At 67.4% G+C, this 18,554-nt stretch carries 15 protein-coding genes; 3 read left to right on the forward strand and 12 right to left on the reverse strand.

The features are described from left to right. Positions 1-17: 17 nt before the first annotated feature. The 4 genes from ABLE94_RS04685 to ABLE94_RS04700 all read right to left on the reverse strand — a co-directional run bounded on the left by ABLE94_RS04685 (position 18) and on the right by ABLE94_RS04700 (position 4,390). The gene (locus ABLE94_RS04685; RefSeq protein ID WP_348803463.1) at positions 18-1,547 is read right to left on the reverse strand and encodes a DHA2 family efflux MFS transporter permease subunit; all 1,530 of its coding nucleotides are present in this window, start codon (positions 1,545-1,547) and stop codon (positions 18-20) included. 137 nt (positions 1,548-1,684) lie between these two features. After that, positions 1,685-2,941, reverse strand: coding sequence for a uroporphyrinogen-III C-methyltransferase (cobA, locus tag ABLE94_RS04690; protein WP_348803462.1), 1,257 nt, complete (start codon positions 2,939-2,941; stop codon positions 1,685-1,687). Positions 2,942-3,052: 111 nt separating this feature from the next. Next, positions 3,053-3,247 (reverse strand): hypothetical protein, encoded by a 195-nt coding sequence (locus ABLE94_RS04695; protein WP_348808155.1) that lies wholly within the window; start codon positions 3,245-3,247, stop codon positions 3,053-3,055. 144 nt (positions 3,248-3,391) lie between these two features. Then, positions 3,392-4,390, reverse strand: a complete 999-nt coding sequence (locus ABLE94_RS04700; protein WP_348803460.1) for an acyl-ACP desaturase — start codon at positions 4,388-4,390, stop codon at positions 3,392-3,394. 220 nt (positions 4,391-4,610) lie between these two features. Between ABLE94_RS04700 and ABLE94_RS04705 the strand changes: the two genes are divergently transcribed. Further along, complete coding sequence (locus ABLE94_RS04705) at positions 4,611-5,324, forward strand: response regulator transcription factor (RefSeq protein ID WP_348803459.1); 714 nt, start codon at positions 4,611-4,613, stop codon at positions 5,322-5,324. Positions 5,325-5,656: 332 nt separating this feature from the next. Here ABLE94_RS04705 and ABLE94_RS04710 read toward each other — a convergent pair whose 3' ends face one another. The 6 genes from ABLE94_RS04710 to mqo form a co-directional block, all read right to left on the reverse strand. After that, positions 5,657-7,309, reverse strand: coding sequence for a GAF domain-containing sensor histidine kinase (locus tag ABLE94_RS04710; RefSeq protein WP_348808265.1), 1,653 nt, complete (start codon positions 7,307-7,309; stop codon positions 5,657-5,659). Next, a complete protein-coding gene (locus tag ABLE94_RS04715) occupies positions 7,296-8,762 on the reverse strand; it encodes a cobyrinic acid a,c-diamide synthase CobB (protein ID WP_348803458.1) in 1,467 nt (488 codons plus the stop codon). The genes ABLE94_RS04710 and ABLE94_RS04715 overlap by 14 nt, the downstream gene beginning before the upstream one ends. 4 nt (positions 8,763-8,766) lie before the next feature. Further along, positions 8,767-9,384, reverse strand: a complete 618-nt coding sequence (gene cobO, locus ABLE94_RS04720) for a cob(I)yrinic acid a,c-diamide adenosyltransferase (protein ID WP_348803457.1) — start codon at positions 9,382-9,384, stop codon at positions 8,767-8,769. A 21-nt stretch (positions 9,385-9,405) separates the two neighbouring features. Beyond that, on the reverse strand, positions 9,406-11,448 hold the full coding sequence (locus ABLE94_RS04725) for a VWA domain-containing protein (RefSeq protein ID WP_348808156.1): 2,043 nt from the start codon (positions 11,446-11,448) through the stop codon (positions 9,406-9,408). A 1-nt stretch (position 11,449) separates the two neighbouring features. Then, positions 11,450-11,980 (reverse strand): GNAT family N-acetyltransferase, encoded by a 531-nt coding sequence (locus tag ABLE94_RS04730; RefSeq protein WP_348803454.1) that lies wholly within the window; start codon positions 11,978-11,980, stop codon positions 11,450-11,452. Positions 11,981-12,042: 62 nt separating this feature from the next. Continuing rightward, positions 12,043-13,560: a malate dehydrogenase (quinone) gene (gene mqo / locus ABLE94_RS04735; protein WP_348803452.1), complete on the reverse strand. Its 1,518-nt coding sequence runs from the start codon at positions 13,558-13,560 to the stop codon at positions 12,043-12,045. A gap of 181 nt (positions 13,561-13,741) precedes the next feature. Here mqo and ABLE94_RS04740 point away from each other — a divergent pair, with 181 nt between their 5' ends. Both ABLE94_RS04740 and ABLE94_RS04745 read left to right on the forward strand, forming a co-directional pair. Beyond that, complete coding sequence (locus ABLE94_RS04740; protein WP_348803451.1) at positions 13,742-14,800, forward strand: alpha/beta hydrolase; 1,059 nt, start codon at positions 13,742-13,744, stop codon at positions 14,798-14,800. A 3-nt stretch (positions 14,801-14,803) separates the two neighbouring features. Next, positions 14,804-16,198, forward strand: a complete 1,395-nt coding sequence (locus ABLE94_RS04745) for a mycothione reductase (RefSeq protein WP_348803450.1) — start codon at positions 14,804-14,806, stop codon at positions 16,196-16,198. A 295-nt stretch (positions 16,199-16,493) separates the two neighbouring features. On the opposite strand, the gene ABLE94_RS04750 is transcribed toward ABLE94_RS04745, so the two are convergent. Next, positions 16,494-17,726, reverse strand: coding sequence for an HNH endonuclease signature motif containing protein (locus tag ABLE94_RS04750; protein WP_348808157.1), 1,233 nt, complete (start codon positions 17,724-17,726; stop codon positions 16,494-16,496). Next, entirely contained in the window at positions 17,720-18,466 is a 747-nt protein-coding gene (locus tag ABLE94_RS04755) for a DUF222 domain-containing protein (RefSeq protein ID WP_348808158.1), read from the reverse strand. Before ABLE94_RS04755 ends, ABLE94_RS04750 begins: the two co-directional genes overlap by 7 nt. Positions 18,467-18,554: the final 88 nt, after the last annotated feature.

Here is an 18,554-nt window from a genome sequence, read left to right on the forward strand (position 1 = left end):
GTGTCAGGGCCGGCGTGTCAGGGCCGATGTGTGACGGCGTCGTCGACGTCAAGGGTGGTGTTCGCGGCTTCCTGCGCGGCCTGCCCCTCGGCGACCTCCTCGGGGGTGAACCTCATGAACATGACGACGACCGCCGCGATGACGGCGATCCCCGCGCAGCACGCGAACGCCAGGCCGTAACCGTCGGCCTGCGCGGCGAGTTGGGTGGGGTTCATGGTCTCCACCGGCCCGGTGGTGCCGCCCTGCGACAGGGCCCGCGAGGTGACCATCGCGCCGACGGCGACCAGTCCGATGGCGCCACCGAGGTTCTGGGCGACCTGCGCGAGCGCGGTCAGTGGTCCGATCTCGGTGGGCGCGACGCCGGCGACCACCGACAGGGTCAACGGGATCACCGCCAGTCCGACGCCGAAGCCGATGATGATGACCGTCAGTCCGATGCCCGGGAAGTAGTGCGGCATGTCGGTGGCGATCGAGGACGCGTACAGGCATCCCGCGAGGATGATCGCGCCGCCGACGAGCACCAGCCACCGCGGCTGGATCATCAGCGAGAGCTTGGACGCGATCGCCGCGGCCACCCCCAGCCCCACGGCGAACGGCACCACGGCCAGGCCGCTCTCGATCGGCGAGTACTCCAGAATGCCCTGCAGGTACAGGGAGATGAACACCGCCATGCACATCATGATCATGCTGGCCAGGAAGATCGCGGCGAGGGCGGCGACCCGGCTGGTGTTGTCGAAGAGGACGAACGGCAGGATCGGGTTGGCGGCGCGGCGTTCGACCACGATGAATGCGGCGAGCGCGATCGCGCCGAGGAGGAAGGATCCGACGACGAGGGGCCGTCCCCACCCGTTGGGGCCCTCGCTGACCGCCAGCACCAGCAGCGTGCAGCCGACCGTGGCGAGCACGGCACCACGGACGTCGAGTGCCAGACGTTCACCCTGGGACTCACGCAACGCGAACACGGCGCCGACGGCCACCGCCAGCCCGATCGGCACGTTGATGAGGAACACCAGCCGCCAGGACATCTCGGTGAGCACACCACCGAGGATGAGGCCCGCGACCGACCCGACGCCCGTCATCGCCGCGTAGATGGCGAATGCCTGACTGCGCGGCTTTCCCGGCGCGAAGGTGGTGGCCACCAGGGCCATCGCCGTGGGTGCCGCGACGGCCGCCGACGCGCCCTGCAGGGCTCGTCCGACGATCAGGCTCGCCTCGTTCCAGGCCACCCCGCACAGCAGCGAGGTGAGGGTGAACGCCGTGACACCGACGATGAACATCCGCTTGCGGCCGAAGGTGTCGCCGAGTCTGCCGCCGAGCAGCATCAGACCGCCGAAGGCCAGGACGTAGGCGGTGATGACCCAGTTCGCCGACGATTCGCCGAGATCCAGGTGATCGCGGATGCTCGGGAGTGCGAGGGCGGCGACGGTGCCGTCGAGAACCATCAGCAGCTGCATCCCCGACAGCACCAGGATCGCGAAACCGAAGACCGGTCGGTACTGACCGGGCACCACCGTGGTGCCGTGATCAGACGGAGCTGATAGCGACATAAGGGTCGACGCTACCGTTCGCCTTGATCAATATGCCAATCGTTGTTGGCAATGTTGGCTCAGAAGTGACGGCAAGTTGATACGGCAGTGACCTCGTGAGGCGGCTGTGACGGCGTCGAGACGAGGATTCTGCCGGATCAGGAGCCGACGGTGGTGTCCGCGTCGGTGAACCCGGCGACGTCGCCGATCACCACGATGGCCGGTGGTCGCAGGTTGCCGCGCACCGCCTCCTCGGCGGCGTGGGCCAGATCCGCGCGGATCACCCGCTGGGTGGGCAGCGAACCGTTCTCGATCATCGCCACCGGTGTCTGCGGGCTGCGGCCACCGTCGAGCAACGCCTGGGTGAACCGGTCGATGCGTTCGACGGCCATCATCAGCACCAGGGTGCCGCGCAGCCTGCCCAGTGCCGGCCAGTCGACCAGCGAGTCGGGATGATCGGGCGCCACGTGCCCCGAGACGATCACCACCTCATGGGTGACGCCTCGATGGGTGACGGGGATGCCCGCGGATGCGGGCACCGAGATCGGGCTGGTGATACCGGGGACCACGGTCACCGGGACACCGGCGGCGACGCAGGCCTGCAGTTCCTCGAAGCCCCGGCCGTACACATAGGGGTCGCCGCCCTTGAACCGCACGACGAACTTGCCCTCCTTGGCGCGGGCGACCAGGACGTCGTTGATGGCCTCCTGCTTCATCGCCCGCCCGTAGGGCACCTTCGCGGCGTCGATGATCTCCACCTGCGGCCCCAACGCGGCCAGCAGTTGCGGCGGCGCGAGCCGATCGGCGACGACGACGTCGGCGGCCATCAGCAGCCGCAGGCCGCGGACGGTGATGAGGTCGGGGTCCCCCGGTCCGCCACCGACCAGCGCCACCCCGGGCGGGTGCGGTGCATCGTCGACGACGAGGTCACCGTCGGCCAGGGCCCGGCCGATGGCGGCCCGCAGCGCGGCGGACAGCTTGTGATCGCCGCCGGCGAGCACGCCGAACTGGACGTCCCGGTGGCGACCCGAGGCCGGGGTGACGGCCGAACCGAAGCGCGCGTCGTCGGCCCGCACACAGAACGTGTGCGACCGTTCCGCCTCGGCCACCACCGCGGCGTTGACGTCGGGATCGTCGGTGCAGGCCATCGCATACCACGCACCGGCCAGATCGCCGTCGGCATAGGCACGGCGATGGATGCTCACCCCCGGGTAGGACTCCACCGCGGGCGTCGGGTCGATCGCCACCACATGCACGTCGGCGCCGGCCGCCACCAGATTGGGCAGCCGGCGCTGTGCGACCGACCCGCCGCCGACCACGACGACCCTGCGGCCGACCAGGTCGAGGCCGGCCAGGTAGTGGCCGGACTCACCGACGGCGGCGTCACGCTCGGGGCTCTCAGGGGTGTCGGACATGAGTGTGGAGCCTACCGGCTCGGGCACGTCGCGCCCGGGCACGCGGGCATGACCGTCGCCACGATGCCCGAGTGCGCCGGAACGTCGTTGTCCGAGTGGACCTTTGACCGGCTACAGCGGCAGCTCACCGGTACGGCGGATGTAGGACCACACATCCGCGGTCGGCACCCCGAGCCGATGCGCCGCCGATTGCAGCAAGGCACCGAGGAGCAGCGAACTGCAGTATTCGCCGGCGGCGGTGTCCTCGGCGTGACAGCGCACCTCGTTCCACCAGGTCGGATTGTGGTTCGCGGCGGCCTCGGCCATGGTGATCGCGGCGTGGAAGCCGACCGGGACGTCGGGTTCCGGTGCCGGTACCGGGCGTTCACAACTGCCGCAGCAGTCGCCGCAGCCCCCCCGCCGCGGGTGCCGACGGCTCGATTCCCAGGTTCATCGGTAGGTCCGCGATCGTCATGCGCCCGCCATCGCCCTTCGCGACTCACGCTCCAGCGCCCGCTCGCGGGCCCGCTGGAACTTCTCCACCTTGACGTTCATCTCCTCGAGGAAGTCGGCGAGCTTGTCGCGGTACATGTCTCCGAGTGGGCCGAAGTCGTCGCGCTCGAAGATCCGCCACTTCCGCAGCACCGGCATCACCACCTCCGAAAGGTGTTGCGGCAGATCGTAGATGCCACCCTTGGCGATGAGCACCGCGTTGCGCCGGAAGTTCGGCATCGAGGCACCGGGCATCTGGAAGTTCGAGACGATCCCGTAGATGGCGGCCATCGCCTGATCGGGCACCAGGTCGAGCGCACCGGCGACGATGTTGCGGTAGAAGAGCATGTGCAGGTTCTCGTCCGCCGCGACACGCTGCAGCATCTTGTCGGCGATCGGGTCGCCGCACGCCTTGCCGGTGTTGCGGTGACTGACGCGGGTGGCCAGTTCCTGGAAGCTGACGTAGCTGACGGCGTAGAGCATGTCGAAGCTGTGATCGCGCTGACCGTCGTCCTCGGGCAGCGGATTGAATCCGTGCGTCATGTGCAGCATGCGGGTTTCCTCGAGTTCCACCGGGTCAACCCCGCGGGTGACGACGAGGTAGTCGCGCATCACCGTCGAGTGGCGCATCTCCTCGGCGGTCCACCGCCCGACCCAGAAACCCCAGGCGTCGTCGAGGGTGAAGTTGTCGGCGATCACGCGGTGATACGACGGCAGGTTGTCCTCGGTGAGCAGGTTGGTGATCATCGCCGCCTTCGCGACCTCCGACAGCTGCGACTGCTCGGGATCCCAGTCCACGCCGCCCAGAGCGGCGAAGTTGCGCCCGTCGTCCCACGGGACGTAGTCGTGCGGGTGCCAGTCCTTGGTCATCTTCATGTGGCGTTCGACTTCGGTCTCGCAGACCGGCAACAGTTCACGCAGCAAGTCGGAGCCGGTCATCCCGGCGTCACTGGTGGCTGGTCCGATGAGGGTGCTCACGCGTCGCTCCTAGTGCTCTTCGTGTCGGATCGTTACGACCGCGGCGGGATGTGCGTCGTTGCCACGCCCGCTCGGCGGTCCTCCCGGCGCGCGGCCCGACACGCGCTCCCGGTTCTCCACACTCTCCGCCACGTCCCACCCGTCACACGTGAGCCAAAGGTCCCCTGTCGGTGGGGACCGACGTCGCGATCTGGGCGGCCCGGTGCGGTAACTTCGTGTCATGTCCTCCGACGTCCATCCCGCTTCTGCCGACGATTCCGGTGGTGAGCTCGGCCACGACGGTGCGCCGACCGCACCGGTTCGGGTGTACCTCGTCGACGACCACGAACTCGTCCGGCGCGGTCTGCGTGACCTGCTCGGAACCGCCGGCGACATCGAGGTGGTCGGTGAGGCGGCGAGCGTCGGAGAGGCCCGCGTCGGCGTCCTGGCGGCCAAGCCCGACGTGGCGGTGCTCGACGTCCGATTGCCCGACGGCAACGGTGTCGAACTGTGCCGCGACATCCGCGCCGCCGATCCCTCCATCCACTGTCTGATGCTCACCAGCTACGCCGACGACGATGCCCTGCTCGCCGCCGTGCTGGCCGGGGCGTCCGGATTCGTGCTCAAGCAGATCCTCGGACACAACCTGGTGGCGGCCGTGCGCACCGTCGGCAAGGGTGGTTCGCTCCTCGACGATCGCAGCACGGCGGCACTTCTGGCGAAACTGCGCGACGGCAAGCAGCACACCGATCCGCTTGCCGAGCTGACCCATCAGGAGCGCGAGGTCTTCAACCTGATCGGCGACGGTATGACGAACCGCCAGATCGCAGAACGAATGTTCTTGGCGGAGAAGACAATCAAGAACTATGTCTCACGCATCCTCGCCAAACTCGACATGCAGCGCCGCACCCAGGTCGCGGTGATGGCGACCAAACTGCGCGACGGGAAGGCGTAGGCCTGCGGTCGAGCCGACCCAATGCGCCGGTCCCGCCGGTCGGTGGTGCGTAGTGGCGCGGCCAATCCGCCGGTCGGTGGTGCGTAGTGGCGCGGCCAATCCGCCGGTCGGTGGTGCGTAGTGGCGCGGCCAGTCCGCCGGTCGAGGTGCGAGGAGCGCTAGCGACGAGCCTCGAGACCTCTTGTGCCAGAGCTGGAATCGGCCAATGCCGGTGTCATCAGGCAGGTGGTCAAAGCGACTGGCGGCTCGCCCTGGGGGCTCGCCGCGACTCCACAACGCACACCGACCAGCGGATCGGCCCACCACACCCCGACCGGCAGGACGCGCCCTCCTCACCCCTCGGCCAGCGGCACCGACCAGGTCAGCGTCGTGCCACCACCGCGCCCATCGCGCCGGCGTGGTGCGGTGTGGATGTCGAAGACGCCGTCACACTCTTCGGCGCGACGGGTCAGATTGTCCAGTCCCCGGTAGTTGACGTCCTTGGCGATTCCGACGCCGTCATCCTCGATCTTCACGGTCAGCACGTCGTCGGCGCTCACCGACACGGAGATGTGCTCGGCGTGCGCATGCCGGAGCGCATTGGAAAGCCCTTCGCGCAGCACGGCATCGATGTGTGGTCCGAGCGCATCGGGTACCACGGTGTCGACCGGGCCGATGAACTGCACGCTCGGCGCGATCGGCGCGTGCACCGACAACTCCGAGACGATGTCGAGGACACGACGACGCAACGTCGAGGTGTCGTGATGATCCGACACGGTCTGCAGATCGAAGATCGAGGTCCGGATCTGGGCGATCGTCCGGTCCAGATCGGTCATCACCTGCTCGAGACGCGCGGTGGTCGCCTCGTCGGTGGTCCCCGGCTGGGCGGCCGAACGTGCCTGCATCGTCTGGATCGACATACCGATCGCGAAAAGGCGCTGGATCACATGGTCATGCAGGTCACGGGCGATGCGATGCCGGTCCTCGAGTACCTCCAGATCGCGGGCGACCTGCTGCTGCTCGGCGTACACGATGGCCAGCGACGCCACCTCGGCGACACCGGCCAGACCGGCGATCTCCTCGTCCTCCCAGAACGTCTTCTCGCGGGCGGTGATCAGCAACCAGCCGAACGCCCCCGACGCGCGATGCAGCGGCTGCACCGTCGCCCACCCGGCCCCCGAACGTGACAGTTCCGAGTCGATCTCCTCGATCGGCACCACCGACAACCCGGTACCGGCGGGCAGTGTCAACCGCGACAGATCCAACCCGGTGCGGGTGGCCCCGGCGACCGACCGATCGCCCTGCTCGCCGGTGATCAAGTACACGTCCACCGCGTTGACCAACTCGGCCACGTCCGAACACATCCGGGACAGCGTGTCCGACAACGCGATTCCGGCCAGGGGCTCCGATCCGCGACGGGCGAGGATCTGCATCCACCGGTGTCGGGTGCGCGCACGCTCGAAGAGTTGGGCGTTGTCCACGGCGATACCCGCGGCCACCGCCAGGACGGCGATCAACGTCTCGTCGAGCTCGGAAAACTGTGCACCGCCCCGCTTCTCGGTCAGGTAGATGCGCCCGAAGATCGAGCCGCGGATGATGATCGGCGCGCCGAGGAAGGTGGTCATCGGCGGGTGATTCGGCGGGAATCCCACCGACGCCGGATGTTTGGCGAGATCGGGAATCCGGAGAACGTGCGGATCGTCCATCAGCACACCGAGCACACCGCGACCGACGGGCAGCGCCCCCATCCGTGCCCGCTCGACGGGTGTGATGCCGGTGTAGACGAACTCGCTGAGACCGCCATCCGGTCCGCGCACGCCCAACGCCCCGTAGCGGGCGTCGACGACGCCGACCGCCACCTCGACGATCCGCTGCAGAGCGCGGTCGAGTTCGAGTCCCTGCCCCACAACGAGGACGGCCTCGAGCAGGTCCCGAAGGATGTCGGGGTCGTCGACACCGTACTCGAGCAGAGCGTCGAGCACGGCCCGCAGTTCAGTTCCGGACATGGTCATCGCGGTCACCACCGATCGTCATAGCCGTCGTTGCCGCGTCGACGAATCGCGCGATCGCATGTGGCGTCGCCACCGGGTGTACGTGCAGGTAGGACGCGTGCACGCCGTCACCGATGGCCCCGTCGGTGACGGGCAGCCCAGTGACGCCACGCCATCCCCAGGCGGGTGCCCCCTGGTCGATGTCGACGTAGGAGCGGTGGAATTCGTGGCCGGTGACCCGTTCACCGGCTCGATACAAGACCGAATCGGCGATGGCGACGGCATCCCGGTATCCGAGATTCAACCGTGGACCGAAGACGCCGACACCGTCGATGACACCGGTCATCGCATGCCCGTCGAGCTCCCGGCAGAGGTAGAGCAGGCCGGCGCACTCGGCGTGGATCGCGCCTCCGGCGCGGGCATGGTCGGCAATATCGTTGCGTAGCAGCGTGTTCGCCGACAGTTCGGCAGCATGTTCCTCGGGGAACCCACCCCCGATGACGACGGCGGCGGTGCCGTCGGGAAGTCGGTCGGTCAGCGGATCGAACTCGGCGATGTCGGCACCCGCGGCCCTCAGCAGTTCGGTGTGCTCGGCGTAGCCGAAGGTGAAGGCCGCCCCGGCGGCCACCGCCACCACCGGGCGGGCCCGGGGAGGTGACACGTCCGGGCCGACGGCCTCGGCGATCGCCTCCGCCGCACTCCACGGTCGATCCGGGACCCCACGCGCGGCGTGTGCCGCCGCGACGATGGCCGGCAGGTCGAGTCCGGCGCCCACCGTCGCCGTCATTGCGGCCACCGCGGTCACCGCATCCGCGCTGCGTTCGGCGGCGGGTATCAGGCCGAGATGACGCGACGGGACCGCCAGCTCGGGATTGCGGTGCAGCACACCGAAAACGGGGAGACCGACCCGCGCACACGCCTGACGTAGGACCGCCTCGTGCCGCGGTGAACCGACACGATTGAGGATCACCCCGGCGATCCGCACCGACGGCGAGTATCCGAGGAAGCCGTGCAGCAGTGCGGCCAATGACTGACTGTGGCCGCCGGCGTCGACGACGAGGATCACCGGCGCACCGATCAGCGTCGCCACATGCGCGGTCGATCCCATGCCGATGGGGTCGGCCTCCGAGATGTCCGCGTCGTCGCCGATCCCGGTGATCCGCCCGTCGAACAGGCCCATCACCCCCTCCACGACGGCGATGTCGGCTCCGCCGCATCCCGCGGCGAACAGCGGGGCGATCATCTCCGCCTCAACGAGATTCGGGTCCAGATTGCGTCCCACCCGACCGGCCGCCACCGCGTGGTACCCGGGGTCGATGTAGTCGGGTCCCACCTTGAACGGCGCAACCCGGTGTCCGGCGGCGCGCAACGCGCCGAGCAGTCCGGTGGTCACCGTCGTCTTGCCGCTACCCGACGCGGGCGCGGCGATGACGACGGTGGGGATGCCGGTGGCCGTCGGCGACGTCACGGCCTCACCACTCGATACCCTTCTGCCCCTTACGACCCGAGTCCATCGGATGCTTGATCTTGCGCATCTCGGTGACCAGGTCGGCGGCGTCGATGAGCGACTGCGGGGCGCGGCGTCCGGTGATGACGACGTGTTGCCGGCCGGGTCGCGCGGCCAGTGCCTCGATGACCTCGTCGACGTCCACCCAGCCCCAGTCCAGCGGGTAGGTGAATTCGTCGAGGACGTAGAAGTCGTGTTCGTTCGCTGCGAGGCGCCGCGCGATCTCCGCCCACCCGGCGCGGGCCGCGGCGGCGTGGTCGTCGGTGTCATCGGCGTTGGCGCGCAACCACGACCAGCCCTGGCCCATCTTGTGCCACTCGACCGGTCCGCCCTGCCCGGTCCTCTCATGCAGTTCGCCGAGGGCGGTCATGGCAGACTCCTCGCCCACCTTCCACTTGGCGCTCTTGACGAACTGGAACACCGCGACCCGCATGCCGGAGTTCCACGCCCGCATCGCCATGCCGAACGCGGCGGTCGATTTCCCTTTCCCGTCGCCGGTGTGCACGGCGAGCACCGGGAGATTCCGGCGCTGCCGAGTGGTCAGGCCGTCGTCGGGAATGGCGGTCGGAACACCTTGCGGCACAGAATTTCTCCTCGACTATCGTTATGCGGCCGAATGGACGGGGCGGGCCAGGGCGGCCAGGCTCAGGTGCTCCATGGGCAACAGTTCCGCGTTGAGGTGCACCGCGAGCTCCGCCGCGAGACCCAGACGCACCATGCCCTGCTCACAGTCGACGACAACACTGTCGATGCCTTTGCGCCCGATCGTCTCGGCGGCCGCGCGGGCCCGGGGCGCGGCGTCGGCCCCCGCGGTGGCCCGGCCGTCGGTCAGGACCACCAGCAGGGGGCGTCGATGCGGATCGGCACGTCGGGCTCGGGTGATGACCTCGTCGGCGGCGAGCAGCCCCTCGGCGAGCGGGGTGCGTCCACCGGTGCGGACCGAGGCCATCCGACGCACCGCGATGTCGACCGACTTCGTCGGCGGCACAGCGACTTCGGCGCGCGAGCCACGCGCGATCACCACGGCCACCCGATCCCGTCGGGTGTAGGAATCGCGGAGCAGATCGACGCACAGTTCACTGACGGCGGCCAGTCGGCGGCGCGCGGTCATCGATCCGCTCAGATCGACGACGAAGACCACCAGATTGGCTTCCTGACCGATCCGCGCGGCCCCACGGAGATCTCTTTCGGCGACCCGTACCCGCCCGGCGTCGTCGACACCGCGGCCGGCCGCCGACAAGACCGTGCCGAACAGATGCATCGGTGTGCCGGGACCGAAATCGGTGGCGCCGATCGTCTGGCCACGTCGACTCCGGGCGCGGGATCGTCGGCCGGGTTCGCCGTCGCCGATGCCGTCGACACGCAGGCGACGCATCCGGCGGGCGGTCGCCGCGGCGGGCCCGCCGAACAGGGCCCCCGGCGCCGGACCGGCCGGCGTCGTCGACTCGGCACCCTCCTCGTCGTTGGGTGGGGCGGCGTCGTCGGATGGGGCAGCGTTGTTGGGTGGGGCAGCGTTGTTGGGTGGGGCGGGGTCGGGCGTGGAGGGCTCGGTGGAATCGCGGGGTGCCTCGCCCGTCGGTTCTCCCCCATCGGGTCCTGGGTCATCGGGTTCACGATCTCCGGACCCGGGATCGTCCGGTGGTTCCGGGGAATCATCATCGCCGGCGGCCTCATCGCCGGCCGCCATCGCATCGTCGAGTTGCTGATCGCTGAGACCGGATTCGTCGAACGGGTTGCGTCGGCGCCGATGCGGCAGTGCCAGTTCGACGGCGACGCGCACGTCCTCGGCGTCGACCTCGGTGGCACCCCGCAACGCGGCGTGGGCCGTCGCGGTCCGTGCCACGACGATGTCACCGCGCAATCCGTCCACCTGCAGGTGAGCACAGATCCCGGCGATCCGGCGCAGCTGCGACGTCGGGAGCGCAACGGAGTCGATACTTGCCCTTGCCGCCGAGATACGTTGCGCGAGTTCGTCTTCGGAATCCGCGTAGCGCGCCGCGAAACCCACCGGATCGGCGTCGAAGTCGATGCGACGACGGACGATCTCGACCCGTTCGTCGACGTCTCGTCCGGCGATCACATCGACGGCCAGACCGAAACGGTCGAGGAGTTGCGGACGTAGTTCTCCCTCTTCGGGATTCATGGTGCCGACGAGCACGAAGTCGGCGGATTGGGTGTGCGACACCCCGTCACGTTCGATCGTCACCCGCCCGCTCGCCGCGGCGTCCAGGAGAACGTCGACGAGGTGATCGGCGAGCAGATTGACCTCGTCGATGTAGAGCACTCCCCCGTCGGCCTGCGCCAGCAATCCGGGAGTGAAGTCGGCCCGACCGTCGCGCAGGACACCGGTGAGATCGAGCGATCCGATCACCCGGTCCTCGGTGGCACCGATGGGTAGTTCGACGACGCGGGCACCTTGACCGTCCGCGCGCGCGTCATGAATGAGTGGACCGAGCGCACGCACGATCGTCGACTTCGCGGTGCCCTTCTCGCCGCGGATGAGCACTCCACCGATCCCGGGTGCGATCGCACTGAGGATGAGGGCGAGTTTGAGTCGGTCCTGTCCGACGACCGCGGTGAACGGATACCGCACCGGTGCGGCGATCGGGTCGCGCGGGGTGTGTCCCGACGCAAGGTCTGCGGTCATCTCAGCTCACACCCGTCTCCGCCGGACCAGCACCGTCACGCACCATCGACACGTGGGGTATCCCGTCCTCGAGGTATTCGTCACTGTTGACCCGGAAGCCGAACTTCGCATACATCTGCGTCAGGTAGGTCTGCGCCTCGATCCGGCACACGTGTTCTCCGATGTCCTCGAGCGCGGCGGTCAACAATTGTGCGGTCAGGCCCATGCCACGGTGGGCCCGTTCGGTGCACACCCGACCGATACGGAATTCGGGCCTGCCATCGGGACCGACACCGTCCTGCATGACACGCAACGTCGCCGCCACCGGAGATCCCGTGCCGTCCACCTCGTCCGACACCGACGGCGACTCGGTGAACCACCAGTGATGAGTGGTGGACTCGAGGTCCCGGCCGTCGAGTTCCGGGTAGGGGCAGGCCTGCTCGACGACGAAGACATCGACCCGCAACCGCAGGATCCGGTACAGCGTGGCGGGATCGAGGTCGGCGGCGGCACTGTGATGCAGCCGGTACGCGTTCGACGTCGCTGAGCTCATGATGTCGTGACTATCACAGGACGCACGGGCCGTGCACCTTCCCGCACATCACACCGCCGCGGTCAGCCGGCCGAGGTCGCGACCGCGTCGGAGGACTGGGTGGCTCCGCTCTTGAGCTGCAGGCTGGCGCTGGTCCAATCCCACACCTGCCGGAACAGGTCGCGATTGCCCGAGAGCTTCTGGCCGAAGGACGGAATCATCTCGGTCAGCTTGGACGTCCACCCCTGATACTCCGTGGGGAAGCACTGCTCGAGCACGTTGAGCATCGCCGGAACGGCCGTGGACGCGCCGGGCGAGGCACCGAGCAGGCCCGCGATGGTGCCGTCACCGGCGGCGACCACCGCGGTTCCGAACTCCAGCGAGCCACCGACACCGGTCTTACGGATCACCTGGACACGCTGGCCCGCGGTGATCAACTCCCAGTCGTGCCCGAGGGCGCGGGGTACGAACTCCGACAGCGTCTTCACGCGGTCGGCGGGGCTGGCGGCGAGCTCCCCGATCAGGTACTTGAGCAGACCGAACTCCTGCGGCGCGATCGAGATCATCGGCAGCAGGTTGCCGGGCTTGATGGTCGCGGGCAGGTCGGTGACCTTGCCGCTCTTGAGGAACTTCGGCGACCAGCCGGCGTACGGGCCGAACAGCAGTCCCTTGGAGTGGTTGATGACGCGGGTGTCGAGGTGCGGCACCGACATCGGCGGGGCGCCGACGGCGGCCTGCCCGTACACCTTGGCCGCGTGCTGTTCGATCAGATCGGGGTTGGTGCAGCGGAAGAACTCACCCGACACCGGGAAGCCGCCGAAGCCCTTCGCCTCGGCGATACCCGACTTCTGCAGGAGGCTCAACGCGCCGCCACCGGCGCCCACGAAGACGAACTTGGCGTGCACCTGGGTCTTCTCGCCGGTGCGACGGTTCTTCACCTTGACGATCCAGCTGCCGTCGGATTGCTTGTTCAGGTTGGTCACCGAGTGACCGAAGTAGATGTCGCCGCCCTGGCTGACGAAGTTCAGCAACTGCTGGGTGAGTGCGCCGAAGTCGACGTCGGTGCCGTCGGTGAACCAGTTGAGCGCCACCGGATCGCTGAAATCGCGGCCCTGGGCCATCAGTGGCAGCCGTGCGCTGAACTCGGCCGGGTCGTCGATGAACTCCATGCCCTCGAACAAGACCTGTCCGGAGAGACGGTCGTAACGCTTGCGCAGGTAGTCGGCGCCGGCCTGACCGTGGGTGAAGCTGACGTGCGGGATCGGGTTGATGAACTCGCTGGGCGAGCCGAGGATGCCGTTGTCGACGGCGTGGGCCCAGAACTGACGAGACACCTGGAACTGCTCGTTGATGTTGATGGCCTTGTCGATGTTGACATCACCATCGGCGGTCTTCGGTGTGTAGTTCAGCTCGCACAGTGCCGAGTGACCGGTCCCGGCGTTGTTCCACGGGTCGCTGCTTTCGGCGGCGGCGGCGTCGAGCCGTTCGAACAGGCTGATCGACCAATTGGGCTCGAGCTGCCGCAGCAGCGCTCCCAGAGTGGCACTCATGATGCCCGCGCCCACCAACGCCACATCTGTCTTGATCACCGTTTCAGACACCTGGACCCCAATTCACGCAGCCGGGACGACCGTCGTCCCTTCTCGATAGCCCATTGTCCCCTATCGCGGCGCTCCGGCAGCATCGACTCCTGTCAAGTGTGGGCTGGGCGACACTGCACCCGGACTTTCGCACCCCCTGCGCTGGTCGATGCCGCCGGTGCCGCTTCACTACAGTGGTGGCGTGACGTCTCAGCAGGGCCTCGTCAACGCCGCCAGCAGCACCGGTGCCGTCGTCCACGGCTGGCAACCCGACCACTTCCTCGACCGCTACGAAACCTGCACCATCGACCTCGGGCCCGACCCCGACGGCGAGGATCCCATCACCGCGACCCTCGTCCGCCGCCCGGCCGGTCAGGCCGATGCCGAACGCGGAGCCGTGCTGTACGTGCACGGCCTGACCGACTACTTCTTTCATGAACCCCTCGCCGACCACTTCGCCGAACTCGGCTATGCGTTCTACGCGATCGATCTGCGCAAGTGCGGGCGTTCGCTGCTGCCCCAGCACACCCCGCACTACACCGCCGATCTCGCGGTGTACGACGAGGAGTTGCGCGCCGCGATCGACATCATCGGCGCCGACGTGGGCGCCGACGCCGAGATCCTGGTTGCCGGCCACTCCACCGGCGGGTTGGTTGCAGCACTGTGGCTCGACCGACTCCGCCGAACCGACCCAACCCGCCACGATCGCATCCACGGGTTGCTGCTCAACAGTCCGTGGTTCGATCTGCAGGGCGCGCCGTTGCTCCGTTCGTACCCGGTGACCCTGTTGTTCCGGATCGTGGCCGCGGTTCGGCCGAAAACCGTGATCCCGCAGGAGTTCTCATCCGCATACGGCGACAGCATCCACGTGAGCAAGTTCGGCGAGTGGAGCTACGACCTGGCAAAGAAGCCCCTCGGCGGGTTTCCCAAGACCTTCGGCTTCCTCAATGCCGCCCGAACGGCTCAGCGGCACCTGCACCACGGCATCGACGTCGGCGTTCCATCACTCGTCTTACGTTCTGACAAAACACATTTCAGCCCGCACTACTCGTCGGCGACCGACACCGCGGACGCCGTCCTCGACGTCGGGCAGATCGCCCAGTGGAGTGGCTGCCTCGGTAATCGAGTCACCACCGTGCCGATCACCGATGCCCGGCACGACGTGTTCTTGTCGGTGCGTCACGCCCGTGAGCAGGCCTACCTCGAGGTCGACCGATGGCTCGCGGCCCTGCACGAACAACAGACTGCGAAAGGTCACTAACCCGTGGGAACAACCACATCTGTCGATCTGGCCATCATCGGATCGGGCAGTGGAAACTCCATTCCCGACGATCGCTTCGCCGGGAAGAGCATCGCCATCTTCGAGGAAAGCATCTACGGGGGCACCTGCCTCAACGTCGGCTGTATCCCGACCAAGATGTTCGTCTACGCCTCCGAAGTCGCCGACATCGCCTCTCACGGTGAGAAGTACGGCGTTCATTCGCGTGTCGACGGGGTCGACTGGCCGTCGATCGTGTCGCGTGTCTTCGGGCGGATCGACCCAATCTCGGTGGGCGGCAAACGTTATCGCGTCGAGGACTGTGACAACATCACCGTCTTCGATTCCCATGTCGAGTTCGACGGTCGCGATGATTCCGGCCGCTATCGGCTCGTCACCGGGGATTCGGTGGTCCTCGCCGACGAGGTGGTCATCGCCGCAGGGTCGCGTGCCACCATCCCCACCCCGATCGCCGAGAGCGGCGTCCGCTACTACACCAACAATGACGTGATGCGGCTGGAGAAGCTGCCGCAACGGATGATCATCGTGGGCAGCGGGTACATCGCCGCCGAGTTCGCGCATGTCTTCGGTGCATTGGGTACCGACGTGTCCATCGTGGCCCGCGGACCGCGACTGCTCCGCAAGCTGGACGACGAGGTCTCGGAGCGGTTCACCGAGATCGCCCGGGACCGCTGGGATGTGCATCTCGACACGCAGGTGTCGGGGGCGGCGAATCTTCCCGGGGGCGGAGTTCGCGTCGACTTCGAGGATGGGACCCATCTCGATGCCGACGTGCTCCTGGTGGCCGTCGGCCGAGTATCCAACGCGGATCGGCTGGGGTTGAACACAATCGGACTCACCCTCTCTGATGACGGCCGGGTCATCGCCGACGAGCATGGCCGAACCGACGCCCCCGGCGTATGGGCGCTGGGCGACGTCAGTTCGCCGTACCAGCTCAAGCACGTCGCCAATCACGAACAGCGTGTCGTGCAGGCCAACCTGTGCAAGGGTTGGGACGCCGACGATCTCGAGTCCTTTGATCATCGATACGTTCCTGCTGCCGTCTTCACCCACCCCCAGATCGCCTGCGTCGGCATGTCGGAGGCGCAGGCCCGCGCGGCCGGCCACGACATCACGGTCAAGGTCCAGGCATACGGTGACGTCGCTTACGGCTGGGCGATGGAGGACTCCACCGGGTTCTGCAAACTGATCGCCGAGAAGGGCACCGGCAAACTGTTGGGCGCCCACCTCATCGGTCCGCAGGCTCCGACCGTCATCCAACCGGTCATTCAGGCGATGTCCTTCGGGCTCACCGCCCACGAGATGGCGCGCGGCCAGTACTGGATTCACCCGGCAATGCCGGAGGTCCTGGAGAACGCCCTTCTCGGACTGGAGATCTGACCCGGCCCGTTGGTCGATCCGACCGTCCCGTTGGTCGCGGTGTTTGAGCTCCGTGGAAACGGAGGACCGTGTCCGCCGGGCCGAGCTTGTCGAGGTCGAGGTCGAGGTCCCGTCCCGGTGGTCGAGCCGGTCCGGAGCGTTAGCCGCCGCGTTGAGCTCCGTCGAAACGGAGGACCGTGTCCGCCGGGCCGAGCTTGTCGAGGTCGAGGCCTCGCAAGGCAAGCGCTGTAACTCCCCACGGCCACAACGTTTCTGCGGCAGCGGAGCCCGGACAGTCCCGGTGGGGCGGGCTGGTTCAGGAGGTGTCGAGCCGGTAGTGGAGCCTGGCGGCCAGGACACGTTCGATCCGGCTGTTGCGCGGGTTCATGCCGATGGCGGCCAGTTCCTCGAGCTCACGCTCCCGGTCGGCATCGCTGGTACGGAATCCGCCATCACGGATGCGGCGCTCGCGTGCCTGACTTTCAGTGGCCGTGTCGCGGACACGAATCCGGGTACGTGAGGCACGATCCAGCCCGGCAACGGTGTCAGGGTCGTCGGGATCGTCGGTGATCGGAACACCGTCCCCGTCAAAGATGACCAGGTCGATCTCCCCGGTACCGGTGACACCAGGTTCGTCGGGGTGCTCGCCGCCTACGGCGTCGGGCCCGTCCCGCTGATCGGGTGGTTGGGGCTCAACAGGATCGGAATGGGCTGCGCCTGAATCGAACTCGTCGACGCCTGGTTCGGGTTGCTCAGCGACGCCGGACTTGCGGTCGTCACCCTCGTCGATGCTGTCGACGATGTTGGACGAGTCGACGGCCGGAGCCGGATGGTCACTCGAAACGCCACGATCGCACGGGGTTTCGGCCTCGACGGTCGGTGCCGCGCCCTCGTGGTCGTGGCGAGTGTCGTCCTCGGCCTCACCACGTGCTTCACCGTCAGCGGCTTCGGCTTCGATGTCAGCAGTTTCGGCATCGACCGCTTCAGCGTCGACCACGTCGGCGTCAACCACGTCGGTGTCTGCGGGTTCGGTTGCGCCGGCACCACTACCGGTATCGGTGCCGTTGTGGTCGCTGTGGATCTGGTCGCGGATCTGGTCGAGTTTCTGCTCGTAGAGTGCGGTGATGTCGGGGTGATCGTTGACGATCTTCGGGTTCTCCGGCATCCCGGGTGCGGCGTTGAGCTGCCACCAACACCGACCGGCGAGCGGTCCGTCCTCGTAGATGCCGGTGGTGTACTGACCCGGATTCGGCCCGACCATCCGGTTGTGCGGCCCGCACGCCGGCGCCAGATCGGTGATGTCGGTTTTCCCGCCATCAGCCCAGTCCTCTTTGGCGTGATGCATCTCCGAATGCGAGGCGGGTTGCCCACATCCGGGGAACGAACACACCTCACCGCCGGTGCGGGAGAACGACGCGATCCGCTGCTCGGTCGACGCCAACCGGCGGGCCCGCCCCAGATACAACGGGAGGTCGATGGCGTCGGAGAACACCGCCAGGAACTGCTGCAGATCGTTGGGGTCTTTGATGTCCCCCAACGCACTCAGCAAATCCGGAATAGGAATCGTGGATCCGGACGCAGTGGTGGCATACCCAGCCCCCGCGAGGAGATGTCCCACAGGGCGCGGGTGATCGGAGGGAGGTGCCCGTTGAGTTTCGCCATCCCATCGACACGGGACTGGTTGATCCACAAGTTGCGACGCTGTTGGCGTTCTTTCTCCTCGACCAACTGTCCGTCGGGGTCGAGGTGCGCCAGAATGCGGGCACCCATCTTGGTGATGTCGGCCGGGATGTGTTCGGTGGCTTTCTCACCGAGGGTGGCTTCGGCGGCGACCTTCTTGTCATGCGGTACGGCGTTGGGGATGTTGTCCAGGGCTTCCAGTGCCGCCGACAGGTGGGTGTGACCGATCAGACCCTTCTCATACGCGGCCGACAGGGTCGGGTATTTCGGTTCCTCCGGTTGCCCGGTCAAACCGTGGAACCGGGCGGTGGCCTTCATATGAGCGATGCGCATGGTGGGTTGCGCGATCCGCAGATCGTAGTTCAGAAAATTCGACAGGCTGACTTTGCCGACCTTGCGGTGCACACCACGATCAGAGATTTCCAGGATCGCGCGATCACCCTGAAAGTGGGTACGGGTCGCGATCTGTTCGGACAGTTTCGCCGCTTCGATGACTTCGGTGTCGGAGCATGCGGTCATCGGAGTTTCGGCCAACTCGTCCAAGATCTCGGAGAGTTGGTGCATCAGCTGCAGTGGTCGTGACATGGGACTGTCGGTGGTGTCTGTCATGCTGATGTCACCTCCCCCGAGAAGGCCGTTGTGGCGTATGTGTTCTATTATAGCGGTCCACATCTATATTCGCAAGGCTTTTCTACCC

Origin of the sequence: Gordonia sp. VNK1 (assembly GCF_040049135.1) — a bacterium.
In the GTDB taxonomy this organism is placed as follows: Bacteria; Actinomycetota; Actinomycetes; order Mycobacteriales; family Mycobacteriaceae; genus Gordonia; species Gordonia oleivorans.

Excerpts from the sequence above, each read along its gene's own strand:
- ABLE94_RS04685 (WP_348803463.1), bottom strand. The coding sequence starts at position 1,547 with ATGTCGCTATCAGCTCCGTCTGATCACGGCACCACGGTGGTGCCCGGT.
- cobA (WP_348803462.1), bottom strand. The coding sequence starts at position 2,941 with ATGTCCGACACCCCTGAGAGCCCCGAGCGTGACGCCGCCGTCGGTGAG.
- ABLE94_RS04695 (WP_348808155.1), bottom strand. The coding sequence starts at position 3,247 with ATGGCCGAGGCCGCCGCGAACCACAATCCGACCTGGTGGAACGAGGTG.
- ABLE94_RS04705 (WP_348803459.1), top strand. The coding sequence starts at position 4,611 with ATGTCCTCCGACGTCCATCCCGCTTCTGCCGACGATTCCGGTGGTGAG.
- ABLE94_RS04710 (WP_348808265.1), bottom strand. The coding sequence starts at position 7,309 with ATGTCCGGAACTGAACTGCGGGCCGTGCTCGACGCTCTGCTCGAGTAC.
- ABLE94_RS04725 (WP_348808156.1), bottom strand. The coding sequence starts at position 11,448 with ATGACCGCAGACCTTGCGTCGGGACACACCCCGCGCGACCCGATCGCC.
- ABLE94_RS04730 (WP_348803454.1), bottom strand. The coding sequence starts at position 11,980 with ATGAGCTCAGCGACGTCGAACGCGTACCGGCTGCATCACAGTGCCGCC.
- ABLE94_RS04755 (WP_348808158.1), bottom strand. The coding sequence starts at position 18,466 with ATGACAGACACCACCGACAGTCCCATGTCACGACCACTGCAGCTGATG.